This is a genomic window from Paenibacillus sp. VT-400, from assembly GCF_001029205.1.
Taxonomy (GTDB): domain Bacteria; phylum Bacillota; class Bacilli; order Paenibacillales; family Paenibacillaceae; genus Paenibacillus; species Paenibacillus amylolyticus.
The window spans coordinates 79,584-96,114 of sequence record NZ_LELF01000039.1 but is presented as its reverse complement, the minus strand read 5'-3'; the positions used below and the strand labels follow the sequence as shown (position 1 = coordinate 96,114).

General features: G+C 43.9%; 16 protein-coding genes and 1 pseudogene. 5 read left to right on the top strand and 12 right to left on the bottom strand.

Annotated features, from left to right (window positions below; genetic code table 11):
• Positions 1-118: 118 nt before the first annotated feature.
• Positions 119-688, bottom strand: a complete 570-nt coding sequence (locus EL84_RS02205) for a hypothetical protein (RefSeq protein WP_047840534.1) — start codon at positions 686-688, stop codon at positions 119-121.
• Between the two features lie 252 nt (positions 689-940).
• Between EL84_RS02205 and EL84_RS02200 the strand changes: the two genes are divergently transcribed.
• Entirely contained in the window at positions 941-1,996 is a 1,056-nt protein-coding gene (locus tag EL84_RS02200; RefSeq protein WP_047840533.1) for an ankyrin repeat domain-containing protein, read from the top strand.
• A 113-nt stretch (positions 1,997-2,109) separates the two neighbouring features.
• On the opposite strand, the gene EL84_RS02195 is transcribed toward EL84_RS02200, so the two are convergent.
• Positions 2,110-3,084 carry a tRNA dihydrouridine synthase gene (locus EL84_RS02195; RefSeq protein WP_047840532.1) on the bottom strand — a complete coding sequence of 325 codons (975 nt, stop codon included), beginning with the start codon at positions 3,082-3,084 and terminating at the stop codon, positions 2,110-2,112.
• A gap of 384 nt (positions 3,085-3,468) precedes the next feature.
• Between EL84_RS02195 and EL84_RS02190 the strand changes: the two genes are divergently transcribed.
• The 3 genes from EL84_RS02190 (at position 3,469) to EL84_RS02180 (ending at position 6,867) form a co-directional block, all read left to right on the top strand.
• Positions 3,469-3,675: a DUF2536 family protein gene (locus EL84_RS02190; protein ID WP_047840531.1), complete on the top strand. Its 207-nt coding sequence runs from the start codon at positions 3,469-3,471 to the stop codon at positions 3,673-3,675.
• 260 nt (positions 3,676-3,935) lie between these two features.
• Positions 3,936-4,817 (top strand): GNAT family N-acetyltransferase, encoded by an 882-nt coding sequence (locus EL84_RS02185; protein ID WP_036668352.1) that lies wholly within the window; start codon positions 3,936-3,938, stop codon positions 4,815-4,817.
• 394 nt (positions 4,818-5,211) lie between these two features.
• The gene (locus EL84_RS02180; RefSeq protein WP_235431472.1) at positions 5,212-6,867 is read left to right on the top strand and encodes a leucine-rich repeat domain-containing protein; all 1,656 of its coding nucleotides are present in this window, start codon (positions 5,212-5,214) and stop codon (positions 6,865-6,867) included.
• A 108-nt stretch (positions 6,868-6,975) separates the two neighbouring features.
• On the opposite strand, the gene EL84_RS02175 is transcribed toward EL84_RS02180, so the two are convergent.
• Positions 6,976-7,557 carry a TetR/AcrR family transcriptional regulator gene (locus EL84_RS02175; protein ID WP_017690637.1) on the bottom strand — a complete coding sequence of 194 codons (582 nt, stop codon included), beginning with the start codon at positions 7,555-7,557 and terminating at the stop codon, positions 6,976-6,978.
• Positions 7,558-7,706: 149 nt separating this feature from the next.
• Between EL84_RS02175 and EL84_RS02170 the strand changes: the two genes are divergently transcribed.
• The gene (locus EL84_RS02170) at positions 7,707-8,648 is read left to right on the top strand and encodes a ketopantoate reductase family protein (protein WP_047840529.1); all 942 of its coding nucleotides are present in this window, start codon (positions 7,707-7,709) and stop codon (positions 8,646-8,648) included.
• A 125-nt stretch (positions 8,649-8,773) separates the two neighbouring features.
• On the opposite strand, the pseudogene EL84_RS02165 reads toward EL84_RS02170, so the two are convergent.
• From EL84_RS02165 to EL84_RS02130, 9 genes and pseudogenes are all read right to left on the bottom strand, one after another.
• Positions 8,774-9,183: pseudogene (locus tag EL84_RS02165) on the bottom strand (class I SAM-dependent RNA methyltransferase); the annotation flags it as partial.
• Between the two features lie 32 nt (positions 9,184-9,215).
• A complete protein-coding gene (locus EL84_RS33000) occupies positions 9,216-9,293 on the bottom strand; it encodes a hypothetical protein (RefSeq protein WP_414855706.1) in 78 nt (25 codons plus the stop codon).
• 457 nt (positions 9,294-9,750) lie between these two features.
• Positions 9,751-10,785 carry a hypothetical protein gene (locus EL84_RS02160; RefSeq protein WP_047840527.1) on the bottom strand — a complete coding sequence of 345 codons (1,035 nt, stop codon included), beginning with the start codon at positions 10,783-10,785 and terminating at the stop codon, positions 9,751-9,753.
• Between the two features lie 46 nt (positions 10,786-10,831).
• The gene (locus tag EL84_RS30655) at positions 10,832-11,785 is read right to left on the bottom strand and encodes a class I SAM-dependent methyltransferase (RefSeq protein ID WP_051446948.1); all 954 of its coding nucleotides are present in this window, start codon (positions 11,783-11,785) and stop codon (positions 10,832-10,834) included.
• Between the two features lie 5 nt (positions 11,786-11,790).
• A complete protein-coding gene (locus tag EL84_RS02150) occupies positions 11,791-12,639 on the bottom strand; it encodes an FkbM family methyltransferase (RefSeq protein WP_047840526.1) in 849 nt (282 codons plus the stop codon).
• Between the two features lie 40 nt (positions 12,640-12,679).
• Positions 12,680-13,492 (bottom strand): ABC transporter permease, encoded by an 813-nt coding sequence (locus EL84_RS02145; protein ID WP_017690645.1) that lies wholly within the window; start codon positions 13,490-13,492, stop codon positions 12,680-12,682.
• A 4-nt stretch (positions 13,493-13,496) separates the two neighbouring features.
• Entirely contained in the window at positions 13,497-14,306 is an 810-nt protein-coding gene (locus EL84_RS02140; RefSeq protein WP_017690646.1) for an ABC transporter permease, read from the bottom strand.
• On the bottom strand, positions 14,284-15,288 hold the full coding sequence (locus tag EL84_RS02135) for an ATP-binding cassette domain-containing protein (protein WP_047840525.1): 1,005 nt from the start codon (positions 15,286-15,288) through the stop codon (positions 14,284-14,286). Before EL84_RS02135 ends, EL84_RS02140 begins: the two co-directional genes overlap by 23 nt.
• A gap of 32 nt (positions 15,289-15,320) precedes the next feature.
• Positions 15,321-16,499, bottom strand: coding sequence for a radical SAM/SPASM domain-containing protein (locus EL84_RS02130; protein WP_047840524.1), 1,179 nt, complete (start codon positions 16,497-16,499; stop codon positions 15,321-15,323).
• Positions 16,500-16,531: the final 32 nt, after the last annotated feature.

Below are 16,531 nucleotides of genomic sequence, written 5' to 3'. Positions count from 1 at the left end.
GAAGGGATACTAAAAAACCATAACTGGTTATAGTTAAAAGCTATATCCACTTATTAGACAGATTTCAGTGAAACCGTCACCGACACAGTGTACCTCTATCCGTGAACGTTATTCAATTTCACACCGTACGACGACGCAGTTCATAAAAATACTGAACGGCTGGATGCTTTAATTTGACCTGCTCCGACATATTTAGAATTCTCTTTTTGCCAACTCGTCTGTCCATTAAAGCCAGAATATTAAACAAGATATCCTTGCTCTCCAGATTATCCTCTATAGAAGTGGATAAATACGTCGTAGCTGCAACGGTAAAATTCGATTTACTAAGTGCGGTCTGAGCCAACAAAAGCTCTTTGGCAAGTACGGAGATTTTTCTACTTCTTGCCATGACTTGAAGACGATCCTCGGGAATGGGTCCTTTGGAATCTTTTCTGATAGCTTCAATCTCTTCATCGCTCACAGGAATCATGATTTCCGGGTCGCTCTTGATCTCCTGCTCTGACTGATACCATCGGATTGGGGTTGTAGTATCACTCATGTTGAGTACATTCTTTTTATCTACAGTAATATAACAATTGCCTGATTTATCAGGTGAATAGCTATAGCTGGTAGCACGGTACTCCACCCTTCCAACTAACGCAGGACTAAGAAAACTCTCCAGTTGTTGCTTCAATTTACTCCAGGACATATATCCTCCTATTATCAAAAGCCTACCGCATGAATTACGGCGATCATTTCAAATATTTTTCAATCCGTCTCCAGTATCAACATTCATCTAAATTATAACATAGCAAACCAAATTGATGATGGAAGAAACCCAGTTATTGGTTTTAAAATTCCCTATGTGATAAAATTGCAGAAAATTATCTACTTACTATTAAATCGTCATAGCCTACCATTGGAACATACGTTGTTATTCACAAAGGAGAGGAAGAGTGTAATGGCTACGAAGAAAGCAACCTTACCTGCTCATATGGAAAAACTCGTTAAAGATAATGATATCGCTACCGTAAAAGAGGTTTTCGAGCAATGCGAATGGGATGCCCGCGGGGGCTACAGCAAAGGTACGACCCTCAGCTTTCGTCAAATATCGGATGAATTGGTTCGTTGGCTGGTAGAGCAAGGGGCAGATATTAATGCACGCGACAAATATCAACGCACGCCTTTACATGCCCATGCCTCACATTGGTCAGGAAATGTGCCCCTGTTCCTTGAATTAGGTGCGGATCTGGACGCTGTGGATTATCAAAATGAAACTCCGTTACATGCAGCGGTCAATGGGTATCGAACCAAAGTGGTTCAAGAGTTGGTAAACCAAGGCGCTACGATTAACGTAGAAAATAAACAGGGAAATACGCCATTAGCTAAGGGGTTAGCCAATTGCAGGAATAGCGATATAGTCAGTCTGGCAGAGATTGCCGCAATTCTGCTGGATGCCGGAGCATCGGTCACCCCGGATATGAAAGAATCGGTGAAGCGGATCGGTAAGGATTTTGAATTCGTCCGTGAGAAGTTCAATAAGGACAAGGTCGATGAAGTTTCAGATGCGCTGATCAAACTGTACCAGTTATTTGATGTCGAACCGGTAGCGAATCGGATCATGCACGATGGGACTTCCCCCATTCAGGTAAAGGCAACCACTTGGACCAAACAGCACCAAGAGCTGTGGGAATATCTCATTCCGGCCCAAGGCCACGCTCAAACGGTGCAGGGAGAGGTCATCCGCATCACAGGACGTGTATCCCATGAAGTATTGGATAATGGCGGTGGAAACTGGGATGCGGAGTATCGCAAGATGCTCGATGCACTGATTCGTCACCTGGGCTCTGGTACGCCACTCACCCCCGCACTTCTCCAAGAGGCAGCAGACTTGGTCAGCAGGCTTCGCGATGGATACGATTTTGATGCGCCTGCCAGATTATCCGAGTTGGCGGTATTATGGGTGCTTGCCAATCCTCAACCGGTCGCTATGGAGAAGCCTGCGTATACGCGTTAAACAGCAAAGCAAAAAAAGAAGCGGAAGAGTTACCGCTTCTTTTTTTGCTATTAAATCTACCTGAATCATACTCCGTATCCATGATTACAACGATTCGTTTTCTTCGTCTTACTCTACTCCGCCTGTTCATTACTTTCAAACTCATTGAGCAATTCGCGTACTTTAGAAGTGGTCTTGGCGTTCATCAAGCTGTTTCTCAGCTCACTAGCACCGCGGAAGCCACGAACATAGATTTTGAAAAAACGGGCCAGCGGGCTGAACGAACGTGGTTCAAGCTCGGAATATTGATCATGGAGATCCAAATGCAGCCGTAGCAAATCAAGCAATTCCGTGCTGCTGTGTTCCTTTGGCTCCTTCTCAAAAGCAAACGGATTCTGGAAAATACCGCGTCCGATCATAATGCCATCCACGCCATATTGCTCAGCTAGTCTCAGGCCTGTCTCACGGTCAGGAATATCCCCGTTAATCGTCAGCAGTGTATTGGGCGCTATCTCATCACGAAGTTTCTTAATCTCCGGAATGAGCTCCCAGTGAGCGTCTACTTTGCTCATTTCTTCTCTCGTCCGCAGATGAATGGACAGGTTCACAATGTCTTGCTGCAAAATATGAGTTAACCAGTCGCGCCATTCATCGACCTCAGTAAATCCGAGACGCGTTTTTACACTGACCGGCAGTCCCCCGGCTTTCGCCGCCTGAATAATCTCCGCCGCAAGGGCTGGCCGGCAGATCAATCCACTTCCTTTTCCATTCTCGGCTACATTCGCTACCGGACAACCCATATTGATATCGATGCCTTTAAATCCTTCTTTCGCCATACCGATACTCATCTCACGGAAGAATTCCGGTTTATCTCCCCAGATATGAGCCACAATCGGCTGTTCGTCGGCTGTAAACGTCAGACGCCCGCGCACACTATGGTGCCCCTCCGGGTGACAATAACTCTCTGTGTTCGCAAACTCCGTAAAAAACACATCTGGTCTTCCCGCTTCACCTACGACATGCCGAAACACCACATCCGTCACATCTTCCATGGGTGCCAGTATAAAAAATGGTCGTGGCAATTCACGCCAAAAGTTTTCCTTTGTCATCTCAAAAGCTCCTCTATACCTTCCAGGACAGTCTTTGTCCTCATTTAATAGTTAAAATAGTAAAACTCGTAACTCATACATCTGCTTGCTATCATTTACATGATCATTCGCAGTTTCGTTGCAATTCACATTATGCTGTCCTTGCTTCTTCACTTATACCATGCGAATGAACTTCCTTCAAACAGCAGTATCTGTTATTACTTCCATTAGATCTTCAGATTAACGGAACTTCGATGATCTCAAAATTGCCCTTTCCCGATTTTATCACGTCTTTATTAGATTTTCAGCCCGATTGCTCTTGCCGAACTGGAAAAGCTCCTCTAAAATGAAGCTCGACAGGCTTTTAACCTGCAAATCGAGATTTTAAGGAGGCCTGAATGATATATGGAAATTTCACTGGATATGATCAAAGACAAAGTCGAATGCTTGCAGGCTTATGACTTTCGTGAACTGGAACGAGCGATCGAAGACCGAATCGGAATGAACAAAGCATTAATGCTGCGCGTGAAGCAAGTTCAACATCAAGTAACGTTTGACCCTTTTCGCAACAAGATGTTATATAGTGCAATCGTGCATTTTAACGTAGATTAATGGACCAAGATTTTGAAAAGTTAAAAACAGTTCACTGACGCAATTGCATTTAAGCATATCCGATAAAACATGCAAAAAAGAAGACGCGAATTCGCTCGCGTCTCTTTCTATACGAAACTCCACTTTCTCTTGTTAAAACTCCTGCTTAACCAACAACAACTTATAAGCAGAATTTCACCTGTAATCATACTTTACATAGTTAAATACGGGATCGTACCACTTTACAAACAGTCATTTTTGAAGATTAAGGGGGTAATACCATGCAAGAATTAATATTTATGAAGAATTATAAAAACAATGAAGTACTGCGCAAGAGTTTTTTCGAGCTTGCTGTCAACACGTTTGAGATCAATTTTGAAGATTGGTATCAACAAGGATACTGGGGCGAGCGTTACATCCCTTATTCATATGTCGATGGAGACCAGGTTATTGCCAACGTTTCTGTTAACATCCTTGAGCTCATCATTCACGGTGAGAAGAAAAAAGCGATTCAAATCGGCACGGTGATGACACATCCTGATTATCGGGGGAAAGGACTCTCTACACGTTTAATGAATAAAGTTTTAGAGGAATACGAGAACAAGTACGATTACATGTACCTTTTTGCCAATGAATCGGTGCTCGATTTTTACCCCAAGTTTGGGTTTAAGCCTGTGGAAGAACATCTTTTTTCAATGAATTATACGGCAAAAAAATCACCCGAGCCTGCGAACATCCGAAAACTAAATGTAACTAACGCGGAGGATTTACGTCTTATTCAAAAATTGGCATCGGAAAGATTGCCTGTTTCTCAGCATTTCGCAACCCATCATTCTCAAGGAATACTCATGTTTTATTGCCTGAATGTCTTTAGTGATGATATTTATTACTTGGAAAACGAAAACGTCATTGTTATTTATCAGAAAGAAGACAATCATATTGAGCTCTTCGACGTTGTTAGCTTAAACGAAATGAATATGAAAGATATCTTGGATAAGATTGCAGATGAAGATACAGAGAAAGTAACCTTTCATTTCACTCCAGATGCAACAGATGATATCGTTCTAAAAAGTTCGATCACCAATGAAGGTTTATTTGTAAGAACCCATGGTGAACATCTCTACCCTGTGCACGTTAAACATCCGATTACATCTATTGCTTGATGATTTATTTAATAAGACCTACCACCAGACCATACTTAAAAAAGATCAAAAAGGAGCAGGATTCCCTGCTCCTTCGTTATGTGAAACTTCTTTCTCTCATCAAACGTAAATTCACAAGGTATAATGAAATCAGATGACCGTTCAGCATGATCTTATGACCATCATAATGAAGGAGGGGACATTCGTGGCGTTTATCCCGCTAAACTGCCCCAATTGCAACGGAAGAATTGAATACAAGAAGGATGAGGTTTTAAAGTGTCCCTATTGTGAAACAGAACTTTTATTGAAGCAAAATCATGTCTATTACGTAGACCAGACTATTAATCATTACCATGGAACGCCCCCTAAAGTACCACCGAAGCAGACTGCCTCCGTAAAGGTAATGCTGATACTGATGTTAGTCCTAACTGGCGCGATCGGTACATATTTTTATTATAGCAACAGCTCCACCTATCCAAAAACAGAAGCCAATCTGCCTGTACGAAAGATGCCTGAAAGCGAGGTTCTGCTCTCATTTTTGCGAGATATCTTTGATAAAGGGTCCGCTTTGCCAACAGAGGAGGAATTGGCTCGTATTCGCTATTTAACTGTAGAGCATTCGGAGAATGATCAGTGGAAGTTTACATATAGCCTCTCCGATCCCTTCAGCGATGAACAGGCCGAGAAGATCACTTATATTACTCAGGACAAGAAACTGAATAGCCAGCGGATTGATCAGCGAGATTTTGAAGCTTTTAAGGGACTGACGGCATTGGATCTGACGAATACCTATGAAATATCCCAGACGGACCAAACCACTCTGGCCCATATGCCCGGATTAAAAAGTTATGCTGGCGCTTTTAACGAATCCTTTAGTACATTTTCGGGCTACTTTGGCGACAAGTCTAAAATTACGGAGCTTTCCACTCAGCTTCGCAGCAATCAGGAGTTGGCCCTACTACTGGAATTCCCCAATCTGAACTCTTTATCCATTACCTATGTGGATGAGTCCGTAACAGATTTTCACTTGTTAAACCAACTGCCAATCAAGTCCCTGTCGCTCGCCTTTGTCGATGAACTCGGATGGTTGTCGTCCATGACCGGGTTATCATCCTTGTCTATACAGTACAGTGAAACCACAGACCTGCAGCCGTTGTATGCCTTGACCCAGCTTCAGGAGCTTCAGTTGTCCTATTTAACGAATGTAAAGTCCATCGACTTTGTGCAAAATATGCCTGCTCTACAAACGTTAGATATTGAAAATGTAAACTTCTCCAGTCTGGAGCGCTTGACCGGCAAAAACTCTATTACCACACTACGCCTGGCTTCTCTAAGTGAGCTTGGCTCGGTAAAGGCCATAAACAGTCTGCCCTCTTTGCGGGAATTAACGTTGTCCGGCTACTACGAGAATGCAGAAGCGCTGACACTGCCTAAAGTAGAGCGAGCGGAAATTCCAAGCTCCTTTCTCCCCGGGCTAAAGGCCCCGGTTACAACCAGTCTGACGCTCCGTGGCGGAAGTGGGGAATTGAACTTGGCTGCGCTGGGGAAATTCCCGAAACTGGAGCAACTCTCGCTCTGGGAGATCGATGAAATAACCCGTCTTGCCGCCCTGGACGGCTTGTCCCGCCTAGAGACCTTAAACATTTACGACTCGTCACTGTTCAAGGAAAGCGACGCCTTATATCGTTTGAAGCAGGTGAAATCTTTGGTTTGCTCCGAGTGCAGGCTGAACTTTGAACAAAAGGCGGCCGCGGAGAACAGCGTACTTGAACATTTGACCTTAAACCAGTCATATTTTAGCATGAACAATACCTCTGTTACTGAAATTGACCAGATGATGCCTTACTTTGCCAACATGTCCGCTCTACGTTCCTTCACTCTGCAAGACAGCAATTTGGCTTCTCTCGAATTTATGAGTAAATGGAAGGCCATAGAAGAGCTTCATCTCGAGAACAACGCCATTTCCAATATCGAGACCCTAAGCCAGCTGCCTAATCTGCAAAAGGTATATCTATCAGGTAATTCCGTACAAAACAAATCCGTTCTTGGTGCGGGTGTGCACGTATATTAGACTACTATAATTAATGGATGATATTGAAACAAAGACAAGAAGGGGTTCGAGAATTATGTATAAATTCTCGAACCCCTTCTGTTTATGTTTAGCTTCTAACCAACATCGCTACACTCCAGAACGCTGCGGATTGACCGTGCCAAAGATATGATACGGTGTTATCCCCTTTGAAAATAGACTATCGATCAGTTTGATCAATTCCTCCGACGATAGATCTTTGTCGTTGCGTATCCAAAGACGAAACATAGATATTAATGTTGAAATGTAAAACTCAATGATATATGGTGCCAAGACATCATCTGTTGGAAAATCCACAATCAATCGCTCAAAGGGAATTTCTCTTTTCAAGCGTTCCACAAAATGAACAGAACCATAGTCGCCCAATATAGCTTTAAGAACTGAAATCTCCTCTGCATTTTCTAAGCATTGAAGTGCATCTTGAATAGTATGTGTAGAAAACTCTCTGCCTGCCATTTCCTCCTTAATGGATTTCAAAATACGCTCCTCAACGCAGTCCAACAACTCATAGATATCTGTAAAGTATTGATAAAATGTACTCCGATTATATCCTGATTGGTTAGCAATCTCTTGAATAGATATTTTTTCGATGGGTTTTTGGCTATATAAATCGCAGAATACATTTATAAATGTCTGCCTTGTTTTGTCCGTAATTTCAGGTTGCTTTTTCATTATTTTCCTCCGTTTGCTGTTCGATCAATTATCCGACAGATATTAAAAATCTGATGGTTGATGACCGGATAGTGAATCAATACAATAATATTATACAACACGTTGTTGGATCATCAACAAGTATGAATATTGATTATTAGGAGGCTAAGATGAGAATTTTATTTTTCGGTAGAGGTGTAATATCGACCCAATACGCGTGGGCTTTCGAAAAGGCAGGCCACACCGTTGAGTTTTACGTTAGAAAAGGGAGAAAAGAAACCTTCGGAAGTCATATAGCGCTTGAAATGTGGGACGCACGAAGAGCGAAACGGTTAATCAAGGAAAACTGGAAAGTCAAGCTGCATGAGGAGATAAGCCCAAATTACGATCTTATTATTGCGAGTGTCAACACGAAACAACTTCCCGAAGCAGCACAATTACTATCGACTACCGCGGGTAACACCCCGATCCTTATTTTCAATAATATTTGGCAGGATTTAAAATCATCGATCTTGCCCTTGTCTATGAACAATGTTGTCTTTGGTTTCCCAGGAGCAGGAGGCGGCATTGAGGACAATAAGCTTAGGGGCGGCTTCTTAAAAACGATATTTCTGGAAAAACCACGTGTAGGCACGGAACAGATAAACAACAAGGTCAAAGAACTATTTGAAAGCGCCCATTTTAAAATCAATTGGATAAAGGATATGCAAAGCTGGCTATGGAATCACTTTGCCGTGAATGCGGCGATGGAGACCGAGGTGTTAAAACGGGGAAGTTTTCCAGCACTTATGAATCATCGTGACTCATTCGCAAATGTTGGTAAGAATATGCGGGAAATGGCACCTGTACTTAAAGCAAGAGGCGCAAAGATGGACGCGATTACTCTACTGTTGACCAAAATTCCATCAGCACTTCTCGGCACGCTGTTTAACAAGGTTATTTTTGCAAAGGGCAACTTACCGCGACTTTTCATTGAATACAACAATAGTAAAGCCGGTTTTGCAGTACTTGAAGTTGTGAGAGAAGCAAAAAAGTTAGGTATACCTTCACCACGTCTTACTGCGGCATTTGCAAACACTGAGCAACAACACAAAGCTATTGAAAAAGGATAAATCGGAAAACTTGATATTGTTCAGACCAACATCAACTCTACTAATGGTTATAACAACTATAGCCCGAGCTTTAGAAGCTTCGGGCAAAGTAATTTATTAAAACAGGTAAATGTAGCTTCAAAACACTACACCCTAACCAACATCGCTACACTCGCCACATGCACCGTATGTGGGAACATATCCACCGGCGTTACCTCAACCGTGCGATAGCCACCATCCTCCGCACAAGAAGATCACGTGCCAACGTACTCGGATTACAACTCACATACACCACTCGCTCCGGCTTCATCTCCAGGATCGTTTCCAGCAAACGTGGATCACAGCCCTTCCGCGGTGGATCAACAACGATCACGTGGGCTTCAATGCCTTGTTCTTTCCAGCATGGAATAACGTCCTCGGAAGCACCAACTTCGAACTTGACGTTACGCATCTCGTTCAGCATCGCATTACTACGCGCATCTTCAATCGCTTCGGGCACGATCTCCACCCCGTACACCTGATCCGCATGTTGCGCCAGGAAAAGAGGGATCGTTCCACTCTGTGATGTAATCTGCGAAAGAAGCAAAACTATTGCGCCCCCTTGGATACAACATCTGGCTTTTTAAGCCAAGAATTTTCACTCTTAGATAGAGAGGTTTTTTCAATGAGTTGAGTTTTCGGATTTTCGAGCTGAAATTTAGTTTTTCTGTTTTTGTCAGATACGCCTGTTCGATGAGATATTCTCCACTTACTCTTTTATACATAGATCTTTACAAGATCATCACCTGTCATAAATGAAAGATAAGACGGCCTCGTTGAACTAACGGGACACGGTAGTTCATAGGGAAAAAGAAAAAGAGGGGTTAATTCCCCTCTTTGCTATTTTCGCCAATACATCTCAACTATTAGTCTTTCCTGACCAACAGTGAGTAACACTCCACATGACTAGTGTGCTGTAACAAAATCAAAACAAAAAAAACGGCATTTCTGCCGTTTGTGTTTAAAGTGTTGATGCAGACAGCGGCGGCGGCTTCTCTGTTCGCGGCGGTTTTCATACGATGAAAAGACACATGCACAGTATGCCTGTTGATGCGGCTCATTTCTAGCAATATTAGATGTGATTTTACCTGAAAGCCTTTAACATTAAGAATAATTGATTATTAAAATGTACTTCATTCGTATATATTTTTGTAAATAAACCAATGCACTTGTCTATGATTTCCCCAGTGAACTTTTGGGACATGATGGCTTTATTCGAATAGATCCTTACTGTCTTCCAGTCATGAATAATTTGGTCCAATAACGGGTCAAGCGTATGTTTTGCATTGATATGATCAATGTTGTACTTATAGAGAGTATCTAACCTGTATTTCTCAGAACATTTTCTATAAATAGTACTGCTCAGTGTTTCTATAATCGTTTCATTTTTTATAATGAGCTCGTAATTTTCTGCCAACAACAGTATATTATTCAAACTTTCCGTTATTTCATTTTGATACCTGCACATATTTTCTACGAATGTATTGATGGTTGTGTGTGCTAAATTCTTATTGTTCAAGTTCTCATGATTACCGGGGGGCACTAGCGTATATTCCCAAAAGTAGTCTGGCATCTTTACGTGTTCCGAAGTCATACATGACCATTTAAATTCTGAAAATGGCAGAGAATATTGTCTGTATTCTGTAATATCATCAACCGTATATATTTCCTCGTTCGTAAGATTGAAGCCATAGACAAAAACAGGGTGCAGTCCATGTTTTTTGTTATAGTAAAAGTCTCTCCCGCGTTGATAAAATAAATCAATAAATATGGAAATCGGATGACCACTAGAAATAGAGTTTATGATCTCATCTTGTAACGTATCTAGTTCAGGGGATTTTTTACGAATAGAGATCCCCATTTCCTCAAGGATCTGATCTCCCTCCTCAAGATCCAACACCTCTAACTTGAAATATCCTCTTGTTTGTATTTTTTGTTTATCAAATCTATAAATACTAATAACATTATTCAAAATCGGCAACTCATCTTTTTTAAAATATCTGGCAAGCGTTAACAACAAATTATAGCCGCAATTAAAATAAGGAAAATTATGATGAGGATACATTTTTGTCATGCCGTCGAAGGGCTGAAAGGTGTCCAGGGAAATAATTTCTTCCATAAAATATTTCTCCTATACTAAAATTATTGTTGATATCACGGCTATATTACCTCTTAACAAGGTTCATCATACGGTATTGCCGCGTTCCAGCCTTCATCTCTTCATATTTCTTCGAGCCGGGCAATGCGATGAATTCATTGATATCTCCAATATTCGTGCTCGCTTTGGCGTTGCTCGCAATCCCTTGTGTGCCAGTACGCTGCTTCGCACTCTCATCACATGATAGAAGAACATTCGAAGTCACATCCTGATTGCGGATTACAGACAGGCCTGCTTCCTCTAACAGCCTGATGTTCTGCGCTACCTGATCTCCCAGCATCAGCTCCGTATACAGAAATACGCCGCCAACTCTCATTATCCGGTACACCTCTTCATAGAATCGTGATCGGTTCGGATAGGCATGTGCGGATTCTATATTTAACACCACATCGAAGCTCTCGTCTGCAAACGGTATATTCTCCGCATCGCCGACGAGATACAAAGATTCACCCCCTCGGGATTTGGCATTGCAATAGGCAATATTCGCCGGGCAGATGTCGAGACCGACAATAGACAGCGGCTTGAAATATTTAGACAGAGCTGCTATGTTCCCTCCCCTGCCGCATCCGATGTCGATCACCTGCCGCTCCCGAATCGCCGTCCTGCCCACTGTCTCAAGTAGCAGCTTGACCGAGTTTCTATTCCATGCATCGTCGGGCTCAATCACCGCATGTTGTTCATTCCCGTGCGGGACGTAACCATAATTTAAGAAGGTTGCGAATCGGCCTATACCGGACAGCGCAAGAGAGTGCGAAATCTCACTATAATCCCGAATTTCAGCCTCTTTCCGGTTCCATTCGGAAGGGTGGACAAACTGCTCACGCCGGTCGAGCATCGATACATAACGGTCATCGTTCGTATATACCGCATCGCAGCTGCAGCATTGCAGCAATGCCTCCGACTGGACCAGCACGCCCTTGCAGCTGGAGCATACCAACCTTGCATGTAGATGTTGTAGCATGACTATCACCCAGCCGACGTATGCATTTGATTCAACGCGTACACATTATAGTAATTTGGGATATTCAAATCTTCATAGTAATCGATCACGGCATAGAAGCCGTTGGTTTGGAAGATGTTCTCGAGCCTGCTGATCTGCTCTCCGTCCAGTCCGTGTACCTCCATTACAATTTGCCTGATTTTGCCCCAATCTTCCGGTTCGATTCCTTCCAGCACCTCGAACTCACTTTTTTCCACATCGATTTTGAGCAGATCAATTTGGTTCAGATCATAAAAACGGATCATTTCGGAGATCGTAGTTAGCTTGCAACGATAGATTTGTTCATTCAGAAGCTTCGGCGACATAAGATGATCGACAAAGCGGTTTAGCATTCGCCGGTCAGCGAAATTATCTTCGTAATGGTTGATTAACCCGTATCGGAGATCTTGATCGTGGTTCTCCCTGTATTTGATCTGGACAGAGTCCGTGGACATCGTAGGAAAATAAGCAAACTCCGCTTCCTTGATCTCATTGGAAAGCCCGACGTTAACCGTCGTTACGCGAGGCAGCGAGCTCGTATTCATCTTCAAGAGTTTAAACGTCGGAGGCAGTGGCTCAAAGGCATACACCCTGCAGTCGCTCTTGCTGCTGACATATAGGCTGAACATGCCGATATTAGCCCCGACGTCCAGGACCGTGCCATGATCCGGAAGCGTAATCCCGTGCTTGAAATACATCTCCTTGTGGAAAATCTCATTGTAGAGAAACTCGGTCTCTCCTTCGTTGTTTTGATAGATTTCAATCCCGTTGTGCAGCCGTTTCTTTGTAATGGCCTCTGTTTGCAATGGATGACGCTCATGCTCCGTCCTGCTCATTCAATTCACCTTCTCAACAATTTGTTTGTAGGGCATTTCTCTAACTGCTGGCGCTTTCATAGCGTTTGACGGCCAGCTTCCAGAACAGCCTGACCACTAGAAGCGATATAACGGGAGCTACAAAAATCCATATCCCAAGGAACAAGTCCAATCGATCGATCAAATAAACCGACGGCATGTTGGTGATGAACAAGATCGGCACAACATACAGCCCTATTCTCCGCAGCCATTTGGGGTATATGTACATCGGCATATTGTTCAAATCCCAACATTTGTCGAGTATTTCGAAGATCGAACCGGATTTCACCGTCCAGAAGGCAAGGATTTGCGGAAGTAGAAGCACCGAATAGGTCACGATTGTGCTACTCAAGATCACGCCGATATATCCGGCCACGTGGATCAAGCTTGGCTCGATGTCAAGACGCCGCCAAGCCAGTACGATCATCGTGATCCCGGCGATCAGGTTCGGGATCGGAAACGCGAAGTTAACGTGCCGGAATGAAATCATGAACTGCAGCGAAAGCGGCTTCGTCATATACAAGTCCAGCGTCCCGTTGCGGATATGGCCGGCGAATCTATAAAAGTTATCCATAAACAGTCCTGTATAGATTGCGATCATAATCGTATAGGTCCCCGTGAAGATCAACATCTGGTCAGGAGAAATGCCATTGATTTCGATCCCAAGCTGGAAAACGAACAAGATATAGATCAGCTTGGAAAACAGAAATACGGTCTCCATGATCAAACCGGAGTAGAAATTCGCTTTATATTCCATGTAACCGACCAAGCTGTTCTTTGCGAAAATAAAGAACATACGTACATGCTTCCGAAACTCCGTCAAGCTGATACTCACAGATCTAACCTCCAACGGCTACATATTTCCTCATCCCGGAATCCCACGACAACTTGGAAATCATCATAAGCACAATTACCCAGACCGCTTGTAAGAGGAGTCCGCGCACGATTTCATGAATCGCCATGCTCCCATTGATGATGTTAACCGGGAAGAATACGACATATTGAAACGGTAAATAGCTGGAGATTCTGGCAAACGTATCTCCGAAAATATTAAGCGGAAAGATGGCACCACTGAGCAGATAGACGCCTTGATTGAACGCGATATAAACGCCCCAAACCTCGGTAATGATGAACGCGAGAGCACTAATTGAATAAAAAAGCAGGAAGTTGATGAGCAGTCCGAACAGAATGCTGACCAGGAACATAACGATCTGCACCCCTCTAAGCTGAAACCCCCAAATCTGAGTAAAAACGATCATCAGTATGACGAATAAGACAAGGACGACCCCGATCTGAACCGTTTTCCCACCGAAAAAATTGCATATCCGATAGCTGAAATAATGAATGGGCTGAGCGATAAATTTGCTCAGTCCACCCGTCTTGATATCATTCGCGATTTCCCCTTCGAAGCCGGCAGAAACCAGCTTGGAGACGACGCCGGACAACACGGAATAAATGATGATCTGTGAATAAGTATAGCCGTTAATAATCTCTTGCGGCGAACTGCGAAACACGGCTGTCCAGAGGAAGCATTGGACGAGAATGATGAAGCCGCCGCTGATGATACTCATAAAGAAATCGGTCCGATACTCCATCGCATTCTGAAGCGCAAGGATGTACGTCCTTTTATACTTCTGTAAGGCTTTCATGTCTGACCCCATCTTTCTGATACAAGCTTTCGATGCCTCGCTCGACAGGTATATCTTCAACTGTGAAATCGAGGATCGGGAACCGGTCCAGCATCATCTTGGAAAGCCGCTGAAGGTCATGCTTATCGATCTCCATGACGGCATTCATGCCGTCATGTTGCATGATAGCGCCATACTCGCTTAGCGCTTGCCTCGGCACTTCGTCCGTAAATTGCAGCTTGATGATCTTTTTTGCATGAAACAGCTCGTTCACACGCCGAAGATCGCCGTCGTATACGATCTTCCCTTGATTGATGATGATTGTTCGTTTGCATAAATCCTCAATATCCGCCATATAGTGGCTTGTCAGAATGACCGTTGCTTTCGTCTGCTGGTTATAATACTTCAGGAACTCCCGAATGCGCTTCTGCGAAATCAGATCAAGTCCGATTGTAGGCTCATCCAGAAAAATCACCTTAGGCCGGTGGATGAGCGACGCAATTAGCTCCATCTTCATCCGTTCCCCCAGCGAAAGCCTACGTACCTGAATATTGAGCAGATCTTTAACATCAAGCATCTCCGTAAGCTCATCCAGGACAAGGTTGTAGGGCTTATCCTCGACCTCATAAATGCATTTGTTCAGGTACAACGATTCGTTCGCCGGTAAATCCCACCACAACTGCGATTTCTGCCCCATCACGATCGAGAACTGCATCTTGAATTCTTTTTTTCGCTCCCAAGGGACATAGCCTAATACCGTCGCTTGCCCGCTTGTCGGATACAAGATGCCGGACAGCATCTTAAGCGTAGTTGTTTTGCCGGAACCGTTCGGGCCTAAGAACCCGACCATCTCGCCTTGCTCGATTACAAGTGATATCTCGCTAACCGCTTCTTTGATCAGTGATTTCCGCTTCACTAAATTTTTTAGCGATTTTTTGAACCCCAATTCTTTTTCGTAGTAATTGAAGCTTTTGGATAAGCGTTCCACTTGGATAATGCTCACTGGTTCACCTCATTTATGCTCATGTAGAATAGTTAAACACCGTGCAAATGCAAGACACTGCACTTGGAACATGCCGGTGTCAGTCGTTCATCCATCATTTCCCTTATCCTTCTGTAGGTCATCCCGTGCCATAATTCCTGTACGGACGCTTCATTTAATTTGCCGATCTCGAACTCCTTGAAAAATTTGCATGCAACAATCGTTCCATCGGGCGTAATATCCATCCGGTTCGAGAGAGCCAGGCACTTCTTGTTCATCGCGCCTTTACTCTTCACCTCTTTGCCGAGCACGAAATCTTCGATCTGGTCATAATCCAGATTCGGCTGGTAGCGTAAACGCATTTTCCAGACCCGATTATTCACCCGGTCCAACTCGCTCATCAAAGCAGGGATACGCTCCGGATCGAGCTTGTAGTTAAAGGCGTGCCAGCTTCGTTCGCCCTTGTGCTCGCTCGCCGGAAGGAAGTCGAACTTCTGGTCAAAGTAATCGTCCATTCCCTGCGTGCATTCGTCCGAGATGTACCACGGGAAGCAGACCATGACCATATCTACACCGACGTCCTCCAGAAATTCCAGCAGATCGTAAAGCTTGTCGGTCATAGCATCGTTAACGACGGTATGGATCGTAATTTTGCCCCTGAATCGGTTTTCCTTGCGCAGCTGGACTAGCATCCGAATAGCATCTATCGCCTTGTTGAATACCCCTTTGCCGCGAAGCGCATCATTCTCTTCTTCGAATCCATCAAGTGCAATGAGCAGCTCCAGATTGTCGGAGATTCTCAGCAAGGCGTCCAGCTTTCGCTCGATCAGCATCGCGTTCGTGCAGATCGTTGTCTCGCGAGGATGGGCTTCAAGCAAATCGGCCAAACGGTCGAAATGGCTGTATACGAGCGGCTCGCCGCCCCAGATATAGAGTCTCGACTTGGCTGGTTCCGTCTCAAGGATCAGCTTCTCCAGCAGCCCGTAGTCGAGCTGTTCCCGCTGCTGCTCCGGTGTCATAAAGTGATGGTAGCCGGTGTCGTTCCATTGATAGCAATGCTTGCAACGCAAGTTGCATTGGTTCGTCAGTTTAATCCCGACCGACTCTGGCAACGGTGTCGCGTAACCCGCTATTTTCTCCATGTTCCGCTTTGTTTCCACTGTATTCTTGATAGTACGTTTCAATATTTGCAAATCCTTTGGGGAATGTTTAATCTCTGATTTTGGATTCATATCAACACACCCTTCTTAAACTTATTAGGTCA